The 20,670-nt window shown below is 49.1% G+C and carries 16 protein-coding genes; 7 read left to right on the top strand and 9 right to left on the bottom strand.

Annotation, left to right across the window (positions count from 1 at the left end; genetic code table 11):
- Positions 1-64 precede the first annotated feature (64 nt).
- Positions 65-595 (bottom strand): 3-isopropylmalate dehydratase small subunit, encoded by a 531-nt coding sequence (locus HP555_RS13855; RefSeq protein WP_199263156.1) that lies wholly within the window; start codon positions 593-595, stop codon positions 65-67.
- Between the two features lie 130 nt (positions 596-725).
- Positions 726-2,030 carry a 3-isopropylmalate dehydratase large subunit gene (locus HP555_RS13850; protein ID WP_199263155.1) on the bottom strand — a complete coding sequence of 435 codons (1,305 nt, stop codon included), beginning with the start codon at positions 2,028-2,030 and terminating at the stop codon, positions 726-728.
- 234 nt (positions 2,031-2,264) lie between these two features.
- On the opposite strand from HP555_RS13850, the gene HP555_RS13845 reads away from it, so the two are divergent.
- The 7 genes from HP555_RS13845 (at position 2,265) to HP555_RS13815 (ending at position 12,300) form a co-directional block, all read left to right on the top strand.
- Positions 2,265-4,079 carry an extracellular solute-binding protein gene (locus HP555_RS13845; RefSeq protein WP_199263154.1) on the top strand — a complete coding sequence of 605 codons (1,815 nt, stop codon included), beginning with the start codon at positions 2,265-2,267 and terminating at the stop codon, positions 4,077-4,079.
- A 118-nt stretch (positions 4,080-4,197) separates the two neighbouring features.
- Entirely contained in the window at positions 4,198-5,181 is a 984-nt protein-coding gene (locus HP555_RS13840; protein WP_199263153.1) for a hypothetical protein, read from the top strand.
- Positions 5,182-6,175: 994 nt separating this feature from the next.
- Entirely contained in the window at positions 6,176-7,333 is a 1,158-nt protein-coding gene (gene sucC / locus HP555_RS13835; protein WP_199264579.1) for an ADP-forming succinate--CoA ligase subunit beta, read from the top strand.
- A gap of 148 nt (positions 7,334-7,481) precedes the next feature.
- Positions 7,482-8,357, top strand: coding sequence for a succinate--CoA ligase subunit alpha (gene sucD, locus HP555_RS13830; RefSeq protein WP_199263152.1), 876 nt, complete (start codon positions 7,482-7,484; stop codon positions 8,355-8,357).
- A gap of 103 nt (positions 8,358-8,460) precedes the next feature.
- Positions 8,461-10,011 (top strand): acyl-CoA carboxylase subunit beta, encoded by a 1,551-nt coding sequence (locus HP555_RS13825; RefSeq protein WP_199263151.1) that lies wholly within the window; start codon positions 8,461-8,463, stop codon positions 10,009-10,011.
- A gap of 56 nt (positions 10,012-10,067) precedes the next feature.
- Positions 10,068-10,265 (top strand): hypothetical protein, encoded by a 198-nt coding sequence (locus tag HP555_RS13820; protein ID WP_199263150.1) that lies wholly within the window; start codon positions 10,068-10,070, stop codon positions 10,263-10,265.
- 55 nt (positions 10,266-10,320) lie between these two features.
- Positions 10,321-12,300 (top strand): pyruvate carboxylase subunit B, encoded by a 1,980-nt coding sequence (locus HP555_RS13815; RefSeq protein WP_199263149.1) that lies wholly within the window; start codon positions 10,321-10,323, stop codon positions 12,298-12,300.
- Between the two features lie 101 nt (positions 12,301-12,401).
- Here the strand turns inward: HP555_RS13815 and HP555_RS13810 are convergent, their stop codons facing one another.
- The 7 genes from HP555_RS13810 to HP555_RS13780 form a co-directional block, all read right to left on the bottom strand.
- Positions 12,402-13,319: an HpcH/HpaI aldolase/citrate lyase family protein gene (locus HP555_RS13810; protein WP_199263148.1), complete on the bottom strand. Its 918-nt coding sequence runs from the start codon at positions 13,317-13,319 to the stop codon at positions 12,402-12,404.
- Between the two features lie 257 nt (positions 13,320-13,576).
- Positions 13,577-15,253, bottom strand: a complete 1,677-nt coding sequence (locus tag HP555_RS13805) for a sensor domain-containing diguanylate cyclase (protein WP_199263147.1) — start codon at positions 15,251-15,253, stop codon at positions 13,577-13,579.
- A 92-nt stretch (positions 15,254-15,345) separates the two neighbouring features.
- Positions 15,346-16,386: a KamA family radical SAM protein gene (locus tag HP555_RS13800; RefSeq protein WP_199263146.1), complete on the bottom strand. Its 1,041-nt coding sequence runs from the start codon at positions 16,384-16,386 to the stop codon at positions 15,346-15,348.
- A 96-nt stretch (positions 16,387-16,482) separates the two neighbouring features.
- Positions 16,483-17,766 (bottom strand): TRAP transporter large permease, encoded by a 1,284-nt coding sequence (locus HP555_RS13795; RefSeq protein ID WP_199263145.1) that lies wholly within the window; start codon positions 17,764-17,766, stop codon positions 16,483-16,485.
- Positions 17,763-18,455 carry a TRAP transporter small permease gene (locus HP555_RS13790; protein ID WP_199263144.1) on the bottom strand — a complete coding sequence of 231 codons (693 nt, stop codon included), beginning with the start codon at positions 18,453-18,455 and terminating at the stop codon, positions 17,763-17,765. Before HP555_RS13790 ends, HP555_RS13795 begins: the two co-directional genes overlap by 4 nt.
- Before the next feature lie 80 nt (positions 18,456-18,535).
- Positions 18,536-19,540, bottom strand: coding sequence for a TRAP transporter substrate-binding protein (locus HP555_RS13785; protein WP_199263143.1), 1,005 nt, complete (start codon positions 19,538-19,540; stop codon positions 18,536-18,538).
- 301 nt (positions 19,541-19,841) lie between these two features.
- The gene (locus HP555_RS13780; protein WP_199263142.1) at positions 19,842-20,606 is read right to left on the bottom strand and encodes a succinate dehydrogenase/fumarate reductase iron-sulfur subunit; all 765 of its coding nucleotides are present in this window, start codon (positions 20,604-20,606) and stop codon (positions 19,842-19,844) included.
- Between the last annotated feature and the right edge of the window lie 64 nt (positions 20,607-20,670).

The following is a 20,670-nucleotide window of genomic DNA, read 5'->3' as shown; positions in this document are numbered from 1 at the left end:
TCGGCATCAATGAAAGCCGGACAGTGGGCACGTTGTTGTGCCCACCCCGGATACAGCAGTATTCTCAATAATTTGCATCGGCAAAGGCCAACCAACCACCAGCCCCGATCAGTTTCTTGTCAAAGGGATTGAGGGTGAACTCACAGGTCACGCTTTCACCTGTGCTGCTGGTGGCGGTCAACTTCTCTTCTTCCAGATCCACGGCCACAGTCACCTTGCCCTGAAGGGCAAAGAGCCGGTTGATGTCTTCTTTGCTTAACTCCACTGCCAGAATGCCGCAGTTAAACATGTTCTGACGAAAGATACGGGCAAAGCTCTCACCAATGACCACATTGATGTCATTGACTTCTAATGCCCAGACTGCATGCTCACGGGAAGATCCGCAGCCGAAGTTGGAGCGGGTGATCAGCACCCTGGCCTCTTGCATCTCCTGAGAATGGGGATCGAATTTACGGCCCTCCAGATAGAGATCTTCAAGCAGGTGTGGTGCCAGAGCTTTTTTGGTGATCTCTGTCAGATATTTAGCCGGAATAATTTCGTCGGTGTTGACGTCATCTCTGTCGATAAAGGCCGCCGGGCCGCCAAACTGTTTCATAGAGTTCCTTCCTTATTTCAATACGGGCACCGTAGCTGGCTGCCCTCTCTTTTATACTGTCGTGGTTACAGCGAAACTTTTTTAAGTTCCGTTGCCCTGTCCATCGGTATAGTGGCGTGAGCTCTTTCGCTCACTGTACAGTTTCAGCTGACCCCAGGAAACGGCGTGGATCGGTGATCGTGCCGGTGATTGCAGCAGCAGCGGCACTGGCCGGGCTCATCAGGTGGACCATGCCGCCTTTGCCCATGCGACCGTTGAAGTTGCGGTTCGTGGTTGAGGCACAGATCTCGCCATCTGCCAGTACACCACTGCTCATACCCAGGCAGGCGCCGCAGGTGGGGTTCATCACGCAGAAACCGCTGTCCATAAAGATCTTGATCAATCCTTCTGCCAGGGCTTGCGAATAAATATCGGGTGTGGCAGGCACCAGAATACCCCGTACAGTGTCGGCAACGCTCTTGTCTTTAAGAATTGCGGCAGCTTCTCGAAGATCTTCAATGCGGCCGTTGGTACAGGAACCGATGTAGACCTGATCAATCCGGGTTCCCTCCATCTCGTCAATATCTTTGACATTGTCCGGCTTAAATCCAAAGGTGACCTGGGGTGCCAGGCTGGTGACATCGATGGTCAACACTCGTTCATAGTGGGCGTCTGGATCTGAGTGCCATTTTTTGAATGATTCTGCAGCAGCTTCGAGGCTGTCATACTCATCTTTGATGAACGGCCAGAGGTATTGGGCTGTTACCAGGTCGGGCGGACAGATACCGGAGGTGGCGCCGGCCTCAACCGCCATGTTGCAGAGTGTCATGCGTGAGGACATGTTCATGGCATCAATCACCGGACCGCAGAATTCGATGACCATGTCGGTGCCACCATTGACTGTGAGCTGTTTGATGACGTTTAAGATGATATCTTTAGCAACCACACCCCTGGGCAGCTTGCCGGTCAGCTCTACCTTGAGCGACTTTGGCGTGCGAAAGGCGCAGACGCCTTTGAGAATTCCAACTTCCAGGTCCGTGGTCCCGACACCGGCGGCAAAGGCGCCAAAAGCCCCGTGGGTGCAGGTGTGTGAATCTCCCATGATAACGGTATAGCCGGGTCGGATGAACCCTTTTTCAGGGAACAGGGCGTGGCAGACACCGTTGCGGCCGATATCAAAAAAATCTTTGATCTGGTGACGTCTTGCCCAGTCACGCATGATCTTGGCCTGCATCGCTGTTTTGGAATCTTTGGGCGGGGTAACATGATCGATCACCGCTTTGATCTTTGCGGGATCATAGACACGGTCCATCCCTTTCTCCACAAGATCCATGATAGCGATGGGGGTGGTGATTTCATGGCACATGACGACATCGAGATCAAGCACAACGTTGCCCGGTGTCGGGGTGTCTCGTAAGTGGGCGGCAAAAATTTTTTCAGTAATGGTTTGTCCCATGGTGTAACTCCGATGCTATGGAAAGAAAAAGCGAGCATGCAGCTCAGTGTTCAAAAAAATACAAGTAGATACTAATCATTGCATGATGGTTCAGGCCAGTCATTTTTTTCCAGCGGGCAGAAGTGCGTAGAGCATAACAACTGTACATTGTCGGGTTGATTGCGTATAGTGACATTTCGCTTACAGGGCGTTGAAAACGCTTTCGTGTACCGTCTCCCCAGCTTGCAGCCTGCCATGAATGACTACGTTTTTTATATGGTGTTGTTTTTCTGTTGTCTTGTACCCTTTAGCGAGCCGGATCAGGTGCTGGCCGCTCATGGTGTGAGCATTGATGGGACGCTCAAATATCCCAAAGGGTTTGAACGATTTGCCTATACCTCGCCACAGGCCAGGGACGGCGGTGTTCTGGTCCTCCATGATCTCGGCAGTTTTGAGAAAATGAACCCTTTTACCCTGAAAGGGGCGGCACCCCGCGGATTGACCTCATATCTTTTTGAAACTCTGGCAGTGCCGAGCCTGGATGAACCTTTTGCCGAGTACGGTCTGGTTGCCGAGGACATTGTCCTTGCTCCGGATAGGAGATCAGTCACTTTTACGCTCAATGAACGTGCCCGGTTTTCCGATGGCACGCCGATCACGGCTGAAGATATCAGCTTTTCACTGGAGACGTTAAAAAGCAACCAGGCCCATCCTTTTTACCAGATGTATTTTCAGGATATAGCAGGGGCCGAGGTCGTTGACAAGAGGACAGTGCGTTTTCATTTTGCGCAGACTAATCGGGAATTGCACATGATTGTCGGTCAGTTGCCGGTGCTGAGTAAAAAATTCTATACAGCGACTCCGTTTGCCTCTGCAGAGGGCAGGGGGGCAATGACGATTCCTGTTGGTTCCGGCCCTTATGTGGTGGCTGACGTGCAGCCGGGAAAATCCATTACGTACAGAAAAAATCCCGACTACTGGGGCAAGGATTTGGCGGTACGTAGAGGCATGTTTAATTTCGAAACCATTGTCGTCAAGTACTATAAGGATCCGGTGGTGAGTCTTGAGGCTTTTAAAGCGGGTGAATTTGATTTTTTGATGGTCAACATTGCCAAGCAGTGGAATCGCGACATGACCGGGCGCCGTTTTGATAGCGGTGAGTTGACGAAGAAGACCTTTCCGCACAAGAACAATGCCGGTATGCAGGGGTTTGTTTATAATACAAGGAAGCCGCTGTTTGCTGATCGTTTAGTCAGAGAAGCCCTTGGTTTGGCTTTTGATTTCGAGTGGACCAATAAAACCCTGTTTTTTTCACAGTACACCCGGAGTTCCTCTTACTTCTCCAACTCCGGTTATGCGGCAGAGGGTTTGCCCGGTCCGGAAGAGCTCCGCTTGCTGGAGCCTTTTCGCGATCAGCTTCCGTCTGAAGTGTTCACTCAAGCCCTGAAACCACCCTCCACCGAGCCGCCGTTTAGTTTACGTGGGAATATGCAGAAGGCAAAAGAGATGCTGGAGAAAGCCGGGTGGACAGTTAAAGAAGGCAGACTGGTCAATGATCAGGGTCGGCAGTTTCGCTTTGAGATTCTGCTGGCAGATACCTCTTTTGAGCGGGTGATAGCTCCCTATGCCGTCAATTTAAAAAAGCTGGGTATTGAAATGTCGTATCGGACGATTGATCCCGCGCTCTATGCCGATCGGGTGAAGAACTTCGATTTTGACATGGTGGTGACGACCTATGGGCAATCGCAGTCACCCGGCAATGAACAGCGTGATTACTGGACGACCTCCACTGCTGACCGGAAAGGGTCGAGAAATCTTGCCGGTATCAAAAGTTCTGCCGTGGATGCCCTGGTGGATGCGATTATTTATGCGGAAACCCAGGAGCAGTTGACCATCGCCTGCCGGGCGCTGGACAGGGTCTTGTGGTACGGTTATTATGTAGTCCCGAACTGGTATTTACCCAACCATCGTGTGGCGTATGCCACCAGGTTGAGGCATCCGGAACAGTTGCCGCTGTACTATGGTTCGGAACAGTGGCTGGATACGTGGTGGTTCGAAGGAGGGCGGTGATTTGCCTGATGACTGTTCATGCGTACCCAAAAGAGATGACCAACTGTGCTCATCGGTTCGCCGGTGTTTTACGCCATCGTTTTTTGCTGTGTGCATACGTTGAACAAAGTGAGAGGATATGGCGGCGTTTGCGGATAAAAATACAAAAGAACATCAATGGATCTATCTGACGGGTAAGGAGATCTACCAGTTTTACAGCCGGATCAAAGGCCGCCTGCAGGGTGTGCATGTGTATGCCCTGGTTGGTAAAAGCGGTACCGGCAAAAGTTTCCGGGCGCAACTGCTTGCTGAAAAACTCGGAGTCCCCTACATCATTGACGATGGGCTGCTGATTCACGACACAACGATTTTGGCAGGGAAGTCAGCCAAACAGGAGAAGAATTACATCAGTGCCATTAAAACAGCTCTGTTTACTGATCAGGACCATCGACAGAGTGTGGTGCAGATGATTCAGAAAGAAAAGGTCAAAAAGATCCTGTTGCTCGGCACCTCGGAAAAGATGGTGGTCAGGGTGGCGGAGATACTCGAGTTGCCACCGATCAGCCAGTTTATCAAGATTGAGGAGATTGCCAGCCAGAGGGATATCGAAAATGCGATCAAGTCCAGATTCGAAGAGGGAAAACACGTTATTCCCGTCCCTTCTATTGAAGTAAAAAGAGATTATGCCCAGATCCTTTCAGATACGATTCGTATCTTTTTTAAAGGGGGCAAAGACAAGGACGGTGTCAAGAGGTCGCGGTTCTTTGAAAAATCCGTGGTTCAGCCGAGTTACCATGAGAAGGGAACCGGGGGAACTGTCACCATTTCCGAAGCCGCTCTCACGCAGATGATTCTTCACTGTATTGATGAGTACGATGGTGAAATTCTGGTGCGGAAGATCAAGGTGAAGATGGGGCGCTCCGGCTATGGCATCGACCTGTTCATAGACGTCCCCTTCGGTAAGACCCTCACCGGTGAGCTCCACGACTTAAGAAGCTATATCCTCAACAATATCCAGCGATACACAGGGATTATCATTGATCATCTTGAGATAGCCATTGATAATATTTCTCAGCGCAAGAAAAAGGTAAAAGCAAAGATAAAGAAAAAATCAAAAAAATAGTCTGCCGAACCCGGATGAAATGTATCGAGTGCTGTTTGTTTCTGGTGATGAAGCCTGACAGATAACCGTCGGTATGAAGCATCGAATTTTGTCACTGTTGATTAAGTTACCGGTTACGGTGGGACTCTTGCAATGGGCGCGGTGAATCGTGTTGTCCTGTAGTGGAGCGACAACCGGTTGACAAGGTGATACTTTCGCTTTGTGGTTGTTTTTTTAGACGGATTCTTTAATTTTGAGCCGGTGGGTAATGAGAATTATCACTTGACTCTTTATGATCTGTCTTGTTATAAATCCTAAGTTTTCAGTGGTTTTTTCGGAAGTGGCTGTGGAGAATGTTGTTGTCGGAACGGTTTTAGGGAGTTTCTCGGGGCCTCTAGAGCGTATCTGAGCTAGATGTTTGAGCCGTAGGTGCGAAATTACCCCTAACCTTTTCTACTTTATCCTATTCAGAATATTTTCTCTCCTTCTCCGGCCATTTCTGAAGCATGTAGCGCGATAGGCTCTGTCGTTAATGTTGTTGACAGAGATGAGCAGGTTTTTTTCGGAAGTGGCGGTGGTCTCGACACCAAGAGTGTGCAGTAGCTGGCTTCGGCAGCGAATGAGTGGTAAGAGTGCCAGGTAATGAGGCCGACGGTTTGTGGTCTCAGTGCGTCTCCCACCTGTTCTCTTCTTGAAAAGTGCCGTTCCTTGTTCTCTGTTTTGAGACTGTTGTCGTATTAGTATCATATTGTTATCTGATTAAAAAATTGTGGTGTGAAGGGCAAAGATCTTGTTTTGAGAGGATGTCTGCAAGCACTTGAAGCTCTAGAGGCGCCCGGGATGAGTGGATGTCCCGTGTGAATTTCTTCAAACCTTGTGCATGACTTTTAAAACAGGGCGTTTGGCTGGTTGCACCACGTGGTTGTACATTGTTACCAGGGATTTGAATTAACATTTTTACTTCTCAGGAGGATTTCGCATGGAGATGCGGGATCCGCCGCAAAAGGATGCGTCTATGAAAATTCATGAGTATCAGGCTAAGGAACTATTTCGAAAGTTTAATGTGCCGACCCCAAAAGGAAAATTAGCTTTTACCTCCGATGAAGTAGAAAAAATTGCTGAAGAATTCGGCTATCCTGTGGTTGTTAAAGCGCAGGTGCATGCAGGTGGCCGTGGTAAAGGAGGCGGTGTCAAGCTGGCAAAAAGTAAAGCTGACGTAAAGCCGGTTGCTGATTCCATAATCGGTATGACCCTTGTCACGAAGCAGACCGGAGCTCAGGGAAAGAAAGTTCGGAAGGTATTGGTGGAAGAAGGGTTGAATATTAAAAAAGAGCTGTATCTTTCTATCATCCCCGATCGTGAAACTGCCACCGTGGCTATTGTGTGCAGCCAGGACGGTGGAATGGATATCGAAGAAGTCGCTGCTAAAACACCGGAGCGGATTATAACTGTCCATGTCAGTCCAATCACCGGTTTTCAGCCTTTCCATGCCCGCCAGCTCTGTTTTGGGCTTGAGATTGAGAAAGATCTGCAGAAGCAGATGTCCGCACTTGTTAAAAATCTTTATAATCTGTTTGTAACCTATGACTGCTCAATGGTTGAGATCAACCCGCTGATCATCACGGGTGAAGGCAATATTTTGGCGTTGGACGCTAAAATGGATATTGACGGTAACGCCATGTTCCGTCACCCCGATGTGAAAGAGATGCGTGACATCGATGAGGAAGATCCTGTTGAGGCTGAAGCTGCTGAGTATGGCCTGAACTATATCAATTTGGACGGTAATGTCGGCAACATAGTGAACGGTGCCGGCCTGGCCATGGCAACCATGGATATCGTTAAACTTGCAGGTGCTTCACCGGCCAACTTCCTTGATGTCGGCGGCGGTGCCAATGCCGAGGCGATTGAGAATGGTTTCCGTTTGATTTTAAAAGATCCGGCGGTAAAAGGTATTTTGATCAACGTCTTTGGTGGTATTCTCCGTTGCGATATTCTTGCCAAAGGTGTTGTACAGGCTGCTACCAAGCTGAATCTTTCCGTGCCGGTCGTCGTTCGCATGGAAGGAACAAATGTTGAGGAAGGACGGAAGATCCTTGCTGAGTCCGGACTTGATCTTATCAATGCTAAGGACTTGGCCGATGCGGCTGAAAAAGTAGCAAAACTTGTTGCCTGATAAGAGCTTACTGAGATTGATCCTGCTGTTGGGCAACTCACAGTGGCGGCTCTTTGCGAAGCTGGAGGAAAAAGAGAGCCGGACTGCAGCTGGCTGTTCGTTGTTCAGCTGATAAAGTCATTAAAACTTCTACCCTTAGAGGAAAACGATGAGCGTTTTTGTAAATAAAAACACCAGATTGGTTGTACAGGGTATCACTGGTCAGGAAGGTCAATTCCACACTCGATCCTGCATTGCCTACGGGACGAATGTTGTTGCGGGAGTAACCCCGGGCAAGGGCGGCCAAAAGATGGACGACGTACCGGTTTTTAACTCGGTAAAAGCAGCACGTGAAAAAACGGGGTGCAATGCTTCAATGATTTTCGTTCCACCTCCCTTTGCCGCGGATGCCATCATGGAGGCGGCTGATGCCGGTGTTGAGCTTGTTGTATGTATTACGGAAGGTGTTCCGGTACTTGATATGATGCGGGTGAAAAATTATCTGGCCACCACCTCCACACGTCTGATCGGACCGAACTGCCCGGGTGTTATTACCCCTGGGGAATGCAAGATCGGCATTATGCCTGGCCCGATGCACAAACCGGGTGGTCCATGGGGCGTTGTTTCCCGTTCCGGCACACTCACCTACGAGGCAGTGCATCAGCTGACCCAGGTCGGTTTTGGTCAGACTACCTGCATTGGTATTGGTGGCGACCCGATCAATGGAACTAATTTCCTTGACTGCCTGGAGGCCTTTGAGCAGGATCCGGATACCAAGGCAATTGTTATGATCGGCGAGATTGGCGGAAATGCTGAAGAGGATGCCTGCGAGTGGATCAAGGCCAACACCAAAAAACCGGTTGTCGGTTTTATCGCTGGTCTGACTGCTCCTCCCGGCCGTCGAATGGGACATGCCGGGGCGATCGTCAGCGGTGGTAAAGGTACTGCGGAAGCCAAGATCGAAGCAATGAAGGCAAGTGGAGTACATCATTGCGCCAACCTGGGGAAGCTCGGCGAGCTCTGCAGACAGGTGTACAAAGGTTGATGAGGCTGATACAGTCACTGCCTTGGCCCGATATGACCAGGGCAGTGGTTGTCTTCATATATAAGGCACGGAATTTTATTGGATTCTGCAGCAAGGAGACAGCATGAGCACAAGAGAAAAACTAGAGCAACTAAAGAAGAAGACGGCCCAAGCCTTACTGGGTGGCGGCCAGGACAAAATCGACAAAATTCATGCCAAGGGGAAATACACCGCTCGCGAGCGAATTCAACTTCTCCTCGACCCAGGCACCTTCGAGGAGTACGATGCTTTCAAGCTCCATCGCTGTTATAATTTCGGCATGGAGAAGATTAAGTTTCTAGGTGACGGTATTGTCACGGGCTACGGGAAACTCCATGGTCGTCCCGTATATATTTATGCACAGGATTTCTCCGTGTTGGCGGGATCACTTTCCGGAACATTGGCCGAAAAGATCTGCAAGGTAATGGATCTGGGTATGCGAAACGGCATACCGGTCATCGGTTTGAACGATTCCGGCGGTGCTCGTATCCAGGAAGGTATCGAGGCTCTGGCCGGCTACACCGAGATCTTTACCCGCAACGTATTGGCCTCTGGTGTTGTTCCGCAAATTTCTGGTGTTTTCGGACCCTGTGCCGGTGGTGCGGTGTACTCACCTGCTTTGACGGACTTCATTATCCAGGTCAAAATTCAATCCTACATGTTCCTGACCGGGCCGAAAGTCGTCAAGACTGTTTGCCATGAAGATGTCACCACCGAGACATTAGGTGGGGCGGTTATGCATACAACCAAATCCGGCGTCACCGACTATGCTGCTGAAAATGAGGATGACGCTATCCAGTACATCAAGGATTTGATGAGCTATCTGCCGCAGAACAACCTTGAGAATCCTCCCGATGCTCCATGTGATGACCCTGTTAACCGTCGTTCTGAAGTGCTCAATGACATCATTCCGGATAACCCGAACATGGCATATGACATGAAGAAGGTTATCATGGAGACAGTGGACAACAGTATCTTTTTTGAGATTAAGAAGAATTTTGCTCCCAACATTATCGTCGGCTTCGCCCGTTACAGTGGTAAGGCCGTCGGCATCGTTGCGAATCAGCCCTCCTCTTATGCCGGTGTACTCGACATCGATACCTCGATTAAGGGTGCTCGCTTTGTCCGTTTTTGTGACTGCTTTAATATTCCGATCATTACCTTTGTTGATGTTCCCGGCTTCCTTCCCGGAACCAATCAGGAGTTTGGCGGGGTCATTCGTAATGGTGCCAAGCTGATGTTTGCTTATGCCGAATCAACGGTTCCCAAAATCACCATTATCACACGTAAGGCCTATGGTGGAGCCTACTGTGTTATGTCCTCCAAACACCTGCGCACAGATATAAACTATTCCTGGCCCACCGGTGAAATTGCGGTCATGGGATCGAAGGGTGCGGTAGAGGTTCTTTATGCAAAGGGAGCCAAGTCTGCTGATGACCCGGCTGCATTTCTGAAAGAGAAAGAGGACGAGTACAACGAAAACTTCTCTAATCCCTATTGTGCTGCTGAACGAGGTTACATTGATGCTGTTATTGAACCGGCTGAAACCCGTTTCCGCATCATCAATGCACTTGAGTCGATCTCAGGAAAGCGTGATACGATCCCAATGAAGAAACATGGTAACATCCCGCTGTAAGTACTCTTCATAGGCTCGGCTTATTGCCGGGCCTTCAAAAAATCAGAGGATGATCAATGGCACAAAAAAATAAGAAGTTGGCTGCTGCCCTTGCGGCTGTTAACGCCTATATAATGCAGGAGGAAGAGGCGGCATATCAGGCTCAGCTCGCTGCTGCTCGATCTGCTGCACAAGCCGGACCTAGTCTGTGGGCGATCGCCGGCCGTCAGGATATTATGAATTTTCGTAGGCTGATCCAGATGAAAGCCTTCTGATAGGTCTTTCAACAATTGAACGTTTAACGACAACGCACAACAGGGAGATTTTGAAATGAGCGACCAAGTAAAAATGACCGCTATGAATTATGCTACCGACCGGCCAGCAGCTGAACATCCGGTCAAGGTGATGGACCTCAGTTTCCGTGATGGTCACCAATCTCTGTTCGCCACTCGCGGTCGGACCGAAGATATGATTCCGGTTGCTGAATTGATGGACGAGGTTGGTTTTTGGGCTCTTGAGACTTGGGGCGGGGCCACATTTGATACCATGCATCGGTACCTGAATGAGGATCCATGGGAGCGACTCCGCACACTTAAACGATATATAAAGAAGACCCCTTTCTCCATGCTTCTGCGCGCGCAAAACCTGGTGGGCTATCGGAACTATGCCGATGATACAGCCACTGCTTTTGTTGAACGCGCTGTTGCAAATGGCATGGATATTTTCCGAACCTTTGATGCACTGAACGACTATCGGAACTTTGAAACCGTTGTTAAGGCCATCAAGGCGTCTGGTAAGCATTTTCAGGGCTGCATCTGCTACAGTTTGACCGAACCCAGATTAGGCGGTGATGTTTACAATCTTGAGTACTATGTGAACAAAGCCAAGGATCTGGATGCCATGGGGGCGGATTCCATTTGTATCAAGGATATGGCTGGTCTTATCGCACCTTATGATGCCTATGCTATTGTGAAGGCTATTAAGGAAGTTTCCAAAACTCCGGTTCATCTGCACAGCCACTTTACTTCAGGTATGGCATCCATGAGTCATCTGAAGGCTATTGAGGCCGGGGTGGATATTGTTGACACCTGTATGACACCGTATGCTTTCCGCACTGCTCATCCAGCTGTTGAACCGCTGGTAATGGCACTGCTCGGTACAAACCGTGACACAGGTTTTGACATCAAAAAGCTTGCTCAGATCAATGAGATCCTTGAGAAAGAAGTTATGCCGAAATATAAGCATCTTCTTGACGACTCCAAGCTTTCCACCATCGACATCAACGTGCTTCTGCATCAGACCCCCGGTGGAATGCTCTCCAACCTGGTCAATCAGCTGCGCGAGATGGATGCTCTTGATAAGATTGATGAGGTGTATAAAGAACTGCCTCGTGTTCGTAAAGAACTCGGCCAGATTCCTCTGGTTACCCCAACCAGCCAGATCGTTGGTATTCAGACCGTGAACAACGTTCTTTTTGACACTCCGGAAGAGCGTTACAAGATGATCACAGCTCAGGTTAAAGATCTGTGCTACGGCCTGTATGGAAAAACAGCGGTACCGATTGATGCTGAACTGCAGAAGAAGGCACTGAAGGGATACTCTCGCGGAGAGACTCCGATCACCTGTCGACCGGCTGAGGTGATTGAGCCTGAGCTCGAAAAAGCCAAGCAGGAAATTGGTGATCTTGCCAAGGATATGGATGATCTGGTGCTTTATGCACTGTATCCGGTAACCGGCAAGAAATTCCTGGAGTGGAAATACGGTGTAGTGCCTGCACCTGCTGAAGTTAAGCCGCTGACCTTGGATGAGGTTAAGAAACGAGACGAGATGATTGCCAAGGCAAAGGCCGGCAAGCTTGTTGAGCCAAAGGCCGAAGCTCCCGAAAAGACCGACAATGTTCGCACATTCAACGTGTTCGTTGACGGTGAATATTTTAACGTTGAAGTTGATCCGACCGGTGATTTCCAGCCGATGGTTGCCGCTGCACCACGTCCTGCTGTAGCTGCACCTAAGCCCGCCGCAGCTGCCCCTGCAGCCGCTCCAGCCGCTGCCCCTGCAGCCGCCCCAGCTGCTGCACCTGCACCCGCTGTAGAGGGGGGGACTCCTCTGGTAGCACCTATGCCGGGTTTGGTTATAAAGAATCTGGTTAACGTAGGTGATGCTGTTAAGGCCGGCGATCCTATCCTCGTACTCGAGGCAATGAAGATGGAAAACAACCTTGGTTCACCATGTGACGGTACTGTAAAACAGCTGCTCTGCAACTCAGGCGATTCTGTTGCTATCAATACCGTTCTTGCAGTAATCGGTTAACAGTAGTCTGCTGCTCATGAAAAAAGGGGCCTTTTATGGCCCCTTTTTTTATTTGGGTGTACAGGAATCGAAATGTGTTGCCGGGTGCCCCAATCCGCTTATTAAAGCAACCCCAGATACTTTGCCTGTTCACATAGTTTGGAGGCCAGGCGAACGGTTGCCTGGTCGACCATCCTTCCTTCCACGGCGATGGCACCTTTCCCCAGGCTTTGAGCTGTTTCATTTGCTTTAATAACCTTTTTCGCCAGCGCTATCTCATCGGCTGATGGTGTAAATACCTCGTTAAGAACATCTATCTGTGACGGATGGATAGCCCATTTGCCATCACAACCCAAGGCGCCGGCCATCACTGTAGAGCGCCGTAGCCCATCTGGATCCTTAAAGTTGCCATAGGGAGCATCAATGGCCAGCAGACCGTGTGCTTTCGCATGCATTACCATCTTGCTGATGGCAAAATGCCAGCGGTGCCCTGGATAGAGGTCTTCTTCCTTTTCCCCATGTCCGGAGATAGAGACCAGGCGGGCACCGATGGAGGCAGAGTAGTCGGCTATCCCGAAAACCAGTGATTGCACCCGTTCACTTGCCTTTATGATCTCAGCTGCGTTGAGTAGTCCCTCAGCAGTCTCTATTGATGCCTCAAGACCGATGGGTGCGGTGATCGTTTGTATATTCATTTCTATCCCGTTCAAAAGACGGTCGGCAAAATATACGTCTCCGGGATGATTGACTTTCGGCAGAACAAACGCCTCGACAACATGACCAGCCTGCTCGGTAACCTCGAGCAGATCGCGATAGGCAAAAGGTGTGTCCAGGGAGTTGACCCGTACGGTGATTGTCTTTTGTTGCCAGTCTAAATCAAGCAGTGAGTTAATGACTTGCACGCGGGCATTTGCCTTTTCTTCAATGGGGACACTGTCCTCAAGATCAAGCATAATTACATCTGCATTGCTGGCTTGCGCTTTCCCATGCATCTTTTGCAGGTGACCGGGAACAGATAAAATAGAACGACGCGGTTTCATAATGCCCTCCTTCATGTTGTAAAAAAACGTGCATAGTTTTGATAGTGTATACAGACACATTCAGACATTCGATTGGTACTGTATCAAAAGCGCACAAGATTGCTCTTTTTTTCTGATCGGATGCCTTCTGGTGTGTACTCTCTTTTCAGAATAATACGTTATGCGGATACTGCGCAAAAAGAGGGCTGGTGAAGAAATTGACAGGGAACAGCAACAGCCATGGTGACGGTGCGTGAGGGACACTTAAGATGATACTGCTACCTCGGACCAGGAAATGTGAACCACCGCTTCTTTTTCTTGGATACTGTTGAACCAAGAACCACGCAGTTACGTCCGGAGTTTTTGGCTTCATACAGCGCGTTGTCGGCCATGGCAATGAGATCGTTTTTATTGATCGCGCCATCAGCAAAAGAAGCATGGGCCACACCAATACTTATGGTTATCTGATAGGTGTTGAGAGTATCGTTAAAGATATACTCTTCAGTGTGCTTTCTGATTTTTTCAGCAATCAGCATGGCTTCATCTTGAGATGTTTCCGGGAAAACATAGACAAATTCTTCTCCGCCATACCGCGCGATCAGATCATATTCACGTATGATCTCTTTCGTGGCCCGGCCGAATTCTTTAAGAAGAAAGTCTCCGGTCTGGTGGCCGTACGTATCATTGAAATTTTTAAAATTATCAATATCAGCCAGAAGCAGGGCTAACGGTCGTTCAGTGCGTATTGACCGGTTGATTTCCGAGTCAAGAAAATTCTGAAAATACCGATGATTGTGGATTTCTGTTAAGCCATCAACATTGGCAAGATTCTCCAGCATTCGGTTTTTTTGAGCCAGTTCTTTTGTCAACCGCTCTAATTCCAGCTTTGATTGTATCAATTCACGATTCATCTCTTCATAGGAGAGATTGAGCAGACTGAGCCGGAGGTTTGCTTCTTGCAGGATTTCAGCTACCGGTTTAACCGGTGTAATTTTTACGCCAAAAAAATGGGCTGATTGACCAAAGACCTTATCAATCGTTTTTAAAACCATGTTGACACGAACGGTACTTAAACCGAGCAGCTTTTTCGCCTGTTGACGGAAGAGTTTATGATACCGTTCCGGCTGATCTGTGTAGAATAACAAAGAGAGTATATTGGCCAGGTAGGCTACATAAATAATCTGTTTGTGTTGCGAACCGTCTTCACCGCAGTCATCAGGACAGTGGTGATACCGGATGGAAAGAAGCAGATTCTCTGGAAGCCGCCAGGTTTTAGCGACGTGGTAACCAACCTCTGTATGTGTTATCCCTGTAAATCGGAGTTCAAGTTCCCGTTCAGTGGCAATGATGTCGATGGAGTCATTTGTTTCAGGACGGACGCGTTGCTTTCGCAGCTGTTCAAGCACCTGATTGTAGGGGTACGGCAAGGTGATCGCAAGTACAAGTTTCCCGATATTCTGCAGCAAGCCTAAGGTAAACGCTTCCTCACCATCCAGATTGCTCATCTGTTCGGAAATCAGTTTTGCCGCAGTTGCTTGGACAAGTGAGCGTTCCCAAAACTGCTCCAGATTAAAAAGAGAGTGTTTTTGTTTTTTACCGATGGAGAGAAATGAAAAACTTAAGACAAGACTGCGAACAGCACTGGTGCCCAGGATTGAGACTGCCTGGCTGATCGTCGAGATCTTTTGCGGGAATGCGAAAAAGGCTGAATTGGCGACCCGCAGTATTTTGGTGGACAGTGCAATATCCTGGGCAATGACATTGGCTATTTCAGCCAGCGTTGTCTCCTCGCAGGCAGTGAGTTCCAGCAGTTTACTGGCGAGAACAGGAAGCGTAGGGAGATTTTTTGAATTCAGGATGGTGTGAACAGTGTGGACGGGAGGCTCGGCTGCTGTCTGGGGAGACAAGTTATTTGTATCAGACCCGATTGAAGGAGGCGGTGTATTTGTCTGCATTCTGACTGACCGTTGATGTGTGAATGAGAATCGTCTTTATTATTATATGAAATTTTACCTCTTCGTCAAAGCTGGAAAAAAGAAAACAAAGGTCAGGAAACAATCCAATTAGGATAGGAGTAGGGCTCACCTTTATAGTTCGTAAATTCGAGTGTATCTCCCTTATGGGTTATATATTCCGGAGTCAGGGGTATTTTCCCTCCTCCTCCCGGTGCATCCAGAGCAAAAGTCGGAATAGCCATACCGGTAACGTGGCCGATAAGCTCCCGCATAATACTCAGTCCGGTGTCGACTGTTGTTCGGAAATGTGCAGTCCCCTTTGCCTGGTCGGCTTGAAAGAGATAGTAGGGTTTTACTCTGATCCGGATGAGGCTGTAGAGCAGTTCTTTTATGATGGCTGGAGAGTCATTTATTCCACGCAGGAGCACCGTCTGACAGCCGAGCGGAATACCTGCCTCGGCGAGGTAGGTGCATGCCTGCTGCGCTTCCGGTGTGATTTCTGCCGGATGATTGAAATGGGTGTTTATGTAAAGAGGATGATACTTTTTGAGCATTGCGGCCAGTTTTGGTGTAACCCGCAAGGGCAGGGTACACGGAACTCTGGTGCCGATGCGAATGGTCACGATATGCGGAATGGCCCGCAAAGACCGGATGATCCATTCCAATCGTGCAGTGTTCAGCATCAGCGGATCACCGCCTGAGATCAACACGTCGGAGATACATTGGGTGTTGCTGAGGTACTGAAAACCCTGTGTGAGTGCAGCATCGTCGACTGCCATCTCAGGCTTGCCTACCTTCCGCTTGCGCGTGCAGAAACGACAGTACATGGCGCATTGGTTACTGACAAGCAGAAGAGCCCGATCCGGATACTTGTGCACGACGCAGGGTACCGGGCTGAAGGACTCTTCACCTAAAGAGTCGGTTAAACCAACCGTATCGGTAAGTTCCGAAAGGTCAGGTACAGCTTGTTTCCAAAGCGGCAAACCATGCTGTTGTATAAGATTAAGATAATAGGTGCTGATGCGAAGTGGATACACTACATGGACTGCGCGCAGCGGTTCAACCGGGATGTTGAGTGCCTGTGCAACGGCTTCTGGTGTGGTGAGGAAGGTTTCTGCGGAGATAGGAGACATCGGAAGAGATCGGATCTTACAGTATGTTTCAAAAAAATAGAGGTTCTGTGGCTGGCCACAGAACCTCTAAAGAGATTGAGCACAACAAACATTCAGCTACATCATACCCAGTACAGTCGGCAACCAGGTCGATATGATCGGTATGTATGTTACCATACCCAAAAAGACCAGCATGGTTAACAGCCACGGCCAGACAGCTATGGTCAGCTCGGTGATACCCAGTTTCGTTAAACCGGAGGCAACGTAGAGGTTCAGTCCCACCGGGGGGTGGCACATGCCGACTTCCATGTTCACAACCATAAGTATTCCGAGATGGATCGGATCGATGCCAAGCTTCATGGCAACCGGAAAAACTATTGGTGCGAAGATCAGCATGATCGATGAGGGTTCCATGAAGTTGCCGGCCATCAGGAGAACAAAGTTGACTGCCAGCAGGAAGGCGATGGGGCCGAATCCTTTGTCAAGCATCCAACTGGTGAGCTGCATGGGAATGTTCTCATTTGCGAGAATAAAGCTGAACATAACGGCATTGGTGATGATGTAGAGCAACATTGCCGACATGTTGGCCGAGCTGAGGAGGACTTTGGGCACCTCTTTGAGTGTCATATCTTTGTAAACAAAGACTGAGACAAAGAAGGCGTATACCGCACTCATGGCCGCAGCCTCTGTGGGGGTGAAAATACCTGAGTAAATACCACCCATGACCACGATGATCAGCATCAGGCCCCAGGCCGATTCTTTAAAGGTACGAAGACGTTCTCCCCATGATGCCTTCGGCTGACGCGGGTAATTGAATTTACGGGCACGGTACCAGGTCATGCAACCCAGCATAAAGGCCATGATAAGACCCGGAATAACACCGGCCATAAACAGGGCGCCAATGGAGGCGTTGGTGGCAATGGCGTACATTACCATGACGATGGAAGGTGGGATGAGTATCCCGAGTGCACCGGATGTGGCAATAACACCGGCTCCGAAACGCATGGGAAAGCCGGCTTGAACCATGCCGGGGAGAAGAATTGAACCGATTGCTACAACTGTAGCCGGTGATGAGCCGGAAACCGCAGCAAAGAGAGCACAGGCGACAACACCGGATAACGCAAGTCCACCGTAGAAGTGGCCCACTATCGAGGTGGCGAAATTGATGATACGCCGAGCAACGCCTCCGTGGGTAAGAAAATTTCCGGCAAGTATGAAAAACGGGATGGCCATAATCTCAAACTTTTCAATACCGGAAAAAAGTTTGAGAGCAATTGACTGGAGAGGCACGTGGGTCATGGTAAAGAGGAATGTCATGACCGTGAGCCCCAGTGAAATTGAAATGGGCATTCCAGTCAGCATCAGGGCGAGTAGAATACTGAATATAACGAGAGCACTCATGCCTTGGCCTCCTTTGCATCCTCTCCATGAGTCGTCTTGACAACAGCTGTTCCTTCTCCTTCGGAAGCCTCTGTTTCCTCATCAAGGGTGTGGCTCAGAATGGTTTCATCGACTCCTTCAACATGGCTGTGGTCGTGGTGTGGCAGTTCGCCGGTACGGATGAACCGCACCAGAACCTGAAGAAATCGAAAGCACATCAGTGTAGAACCCAGTGGCACCGCACTGTAAACGGCCCATGTCGGCCATTCGAGATCGGGTGTGACCGGGCCTTCGAACAGACTGCCGTCATTTAATCCTAAGATGTTATAGACAGCATAGTGCATACCGTTATGCCAGATAAAGTCAAAGCCGAGTACCGCAACCAGGCCGGTGAAAAAGGCACCGGCACTTAAGGCAAAGATAATGAACTTAGCGCGGGTTCTTACATTCAGCTTGTTGACGAGCACGTCTACACCGACATGGATACCGGTACGAACACCGTAGGCGGCACCGAATTTTGCCATCCAGACAAACATGATGATGCAGAGTTCCTGAGCCCAGCCAAGATTAATAGTCAGCAGCCAATCCTGAACCACAGGGATCGGCAGCCCGGCAGCATAACGATGGACCACTGCAACGAAAATGACCAGCACGGCACCGGCCATGAGAAAGGAAACAAACCATTCCTCAAGATGATTCAGAAATTTCATATGACGGCCTTTTATTGTATCTGAAGCATAGGTGACAGGTCTGTACCTGTCACCTAGGGTGAGGCATACACGTGTGGCGGCTATTTTTTGAAGTCGATCGCCTTGTAAACAGAATCAATGGTGTCTTTACCGATACGATTTGCCATCTTGGCATGCACCGGAATCATGGCAGTACGGAACGCATTTCGTTCTTCAGGGGTAAGGGTGATGATTGTCGTCTTACCGGAAGCCCGAACTGATTCAAGATCCTTATCATTCATTTCCTTGGCGATCTTGTTGGCATATTCTGTAGCTTCTTTCATGGCCACTTCGAGTTGCTCACGGATATCAGCCGGGAGACCGTCCCAGAATTTTTTGTTCACAATAACAGCGTATCCGAGGTATCCATGGTCGGTAAGAGAGAGATACTGCTGTACCTCATGCATCTTTTGGGTGTAAAAGTTGGAGATCGGGTTTTCGGTGCCGTCGACAACGCCGGTTTGCAGAGCGTGATACACCTCAGAAAAAGGCATAACCTGGGGTATGGCCCTGATGGCACGCATCTGCTCTTCCAGAACCTTGGAGGACTGGATACGTAGTTTTTTACCCTTCAGATCATCCGGGGTACGGATCGGGGTGTGGGCAGAAAAGGATTTGAATCCGTTGTCCCAGTAGGCCAGTCCTTTTATTCCTTTGGGCTCAAGTTTGTCGAGCAGTGCCTGACCGGCAGGTCCGTAGGTTACTTTATGGAGTTCTTCGTACCCATTAAAGATGTACGGGAGATCAAATACCTCAAAATCTCTAACACCCAGTGGTCCGAATTTGGCTAATGAGGGAGCCAGCATCTGGACGGCACCAAGCTGTAAGGCCTCCAGCTCTTCTTTATCTTTGTAGAGTTGGCTGTTTGGATACACTTCTACCTTCACCTTGCCTTTGGTCAACTCTTCAGCCCGTTGTTTGAAAAAATCTGCTGCCATACCTTTTGGTGTGTCGTTGGCAACAACATGGCTGAATTTTATGTCGATGGGATCGGCGAGAGCGAAACCAGACAGCATGAGTGTGAAAGTTCCGACCAGTGCAAACCTTTTAGTCCACTTGTTCAGCATTGTACTTCCCCCTTCTGTTAAATGGGTTCATCGGTATGCCTGAGAAGAGGAGAAACTTTTTCCGCAGGCATTTTTAGCAGGAAACCCGCCTACTTTAAACGATCAGAAACCATTGACCAAGGAAAAATGAACCAGTAGAGGTATTTTCATAACTTCATCTGCAAGAGATGCAGACGAACCAGTGATGATTTGGGGGAGAGGGGATAATGGTGGTGTGGAATTGACTGTTTTTATGCATAAAAAAAGCTGATGCGGAAGACCGCATCAGCTTTTTACAAGAGATGGCCTGCTAGGCGATATATCAGTGATCGATCGTGAACGAGGCTTTAAGAAATTCTCTGTTCAAACGAGCGATATTGCGAATGGATATACCTTTTGGGCAGACGTTTTCGCACTCTCTTTCGTTGCCGCAGTTACCAAAACCTTCCTTGTCCATTTGCATAACCATGTTGATGGCACGCTTTTTCGCTTCTAATTTTCCCTGCGGCAGCAGCGCAAGCTGGGAGACTTTGGCACCAATAAACAACATTGGTACACTGTTGGGGCATTGAGCGACACAGGCACCGCAACCGATGCATGCGGCCGCGTCCATGGCCAATTCAGCAACATGCTGAGGGATAAGAATAGTGTTGCCGTCCTGAGGTGAACCGGTATTTACAGAAACATACCCACCGGCGGAGATAATGCGATCAAGGGCTGACCGATCGACAATAAGGTCTTTAACGATCGGAAATCCCTGGGAGCGAAAAGGTTCAATAACGATGGTGTCTCCATTTTTGAACCGACGCATATGCAGCTGACAAAGGGTTGTTTCTTTATCAGGTCCGTGTGCAATGCCGTTGACCATTGCCCCGCACATGCCGCAGATACCTTCGCGGCAGTCATGGTCAAACGCAATGGGCTCTAATCCTTTGATGGTTAACCACTCATTCAGTACATCAATCATCTCTAAAAATGAACTGTCAGTACTGATGTCCTTGAGAGCATGTTCCTCAAAAGCACCTTTTGCCAGAGGACCATTCTGTCGCCAAATTTTTACTATTATATTAATCGTTTTCGATGACATATCCGTTCTTCTGCGTTGTATTTTAAGCTTCAGGAATGAATCCGTTGTTTAAGGGAATCCTTGA

The organism is Desulfobulbus oligotrophicus (assembly GCF_016446285.1).
Classification (GTDB): domain Bacteria; phylum Desulfobacterota; class Desulfobulbia; order Desulfobulbales; family Desulfobulbaceae; genus Desulfobulbus; species Desulfobulbus oligotrophicus.
The sequence above is the reverse complement of the archived record's forward strand: the minus strand, read 5'-3'. Positions and strand labels throughout refer to the sequence as shown.

What these genes read in the sequence shown, in the direction of transcription:
- HP555_RS13855 (WP_199263156.1), bottom strand. Translation starts at nt 595, where the DNA reads ATGAAACAGTTTGGCGGCCCGGCGGCCTTTATCGACAGAGATGACGTC.
- HP555_RS13850 (WP_199263155.1), bottom strand. Translation starts at nt 2,030, where the DNA reads ATGGGACAAACCATTACTGAAAAAATTTTTGCCGCCCACTTACGAGAC.
- HP555_RS13845 (WP_199263154.1), top strand. Translation starts at nt 2,265, where the DNA reads ATGAATGACTACGTTTTTTATATGGTGTTGTTTTTCTGTTGTCTTGTA.
- HP555_RS13840 (WP_199263153.1), top strand. Translation starts at nt 4,198, where the DNA reads ATGGCGGCGTTTGCGGATAAAAATACAAAAGAACATCAATGGATCTAT.
- sucC (WP_199264579.1), top strand. Translation starts at nt 6,176, where the DNA reads ATGAAAATTCATGAGTATCAGGCTAAGGAACTATTTCGAAAGTTTAAT.
- sucD (WP_199263152.1), top strand. Translation starts at nt 7,482, where the DNA reads ATGAGCGTTTTTGTAAATAAAAACACCAGATTGGTTGTACAGGGTATC.
- HP555_RS13825 (WP_199263151.1), top strand. Translation starts at nt 8,461, where the DNA reads ATGAGCACAAGAGAAAAACTAGAGCAACTAAAGAAGAAGACGGCCCAA.
- HP555_RS13820 (WP_199263150.1), top strand. Translation starts at nt 10,068, where the DNA reads ATGGCACAAAAAAATAAGAAGTTGGCTGCTGCCCTTGCGGCTGTTAAC.
- HP555_RS13815 (WP_199263149.1), top strand. Translation starts at nt 10,321, where the DNA reads ATGAGCGACCAAGTAAAAATGACCGCTATGAATTATGCTACCGACCGG.
- HP555_RS13810 (WP_199263148.1), bottom strand. Translation starts at nt 13,319, where the DNA reads ATGAAACCGCGTCGTTCTATTTTATCTGTTCCCGGTCACCTGCAAAAG.
- HP555_RS13805 (WP_199263147.1), bottom strand. Translation starts at nt 15,253, where the DNA reads ATGCAGACAAATACACCGCCTCCTTCAATCGGGTCTGATACAAATAAC.
- HP555_RS13800 (WP_199263146.1), bottom strand. Translation starts at nt 16,386, where the DNA reads ATGTCTCCTATCTCCGCAGAAACCTTCCTCACCACACCAGAAGCCGTT.
- HP555_RS13795 (WP_199263145.1), bottom strand. Translation starts at nt 17,766, where the DNA reads ATGAGTGCTCTCGTTATATTCAGTATTCTACTCGCCCTGATGCTGACT.
- HP555_RS13790 (WP_199263144.1), bottom strand. Translation starts at nt 18,455, where the DNA reads ATGAAATTTCTGAATCATCTTGAGGAATGGTTTGTTTCCTTTCTCATG.
- HP555_RS13785 (WP_199263143.1), bottom strand. Translation starts at nt 19,540, where the DNA reads ATGCTGAACAAGTGGACTAAAAGGTTTGCACTGGTCGGAACTTTCACA.
- HP555_RS13780 (WP_199263142.1), bottom strand. Translation starts at nt 20,606, where the DNA reads ATGTCATCGAAAACGATTAATATAATAGTAAAAATTTGGCGACAGAAT.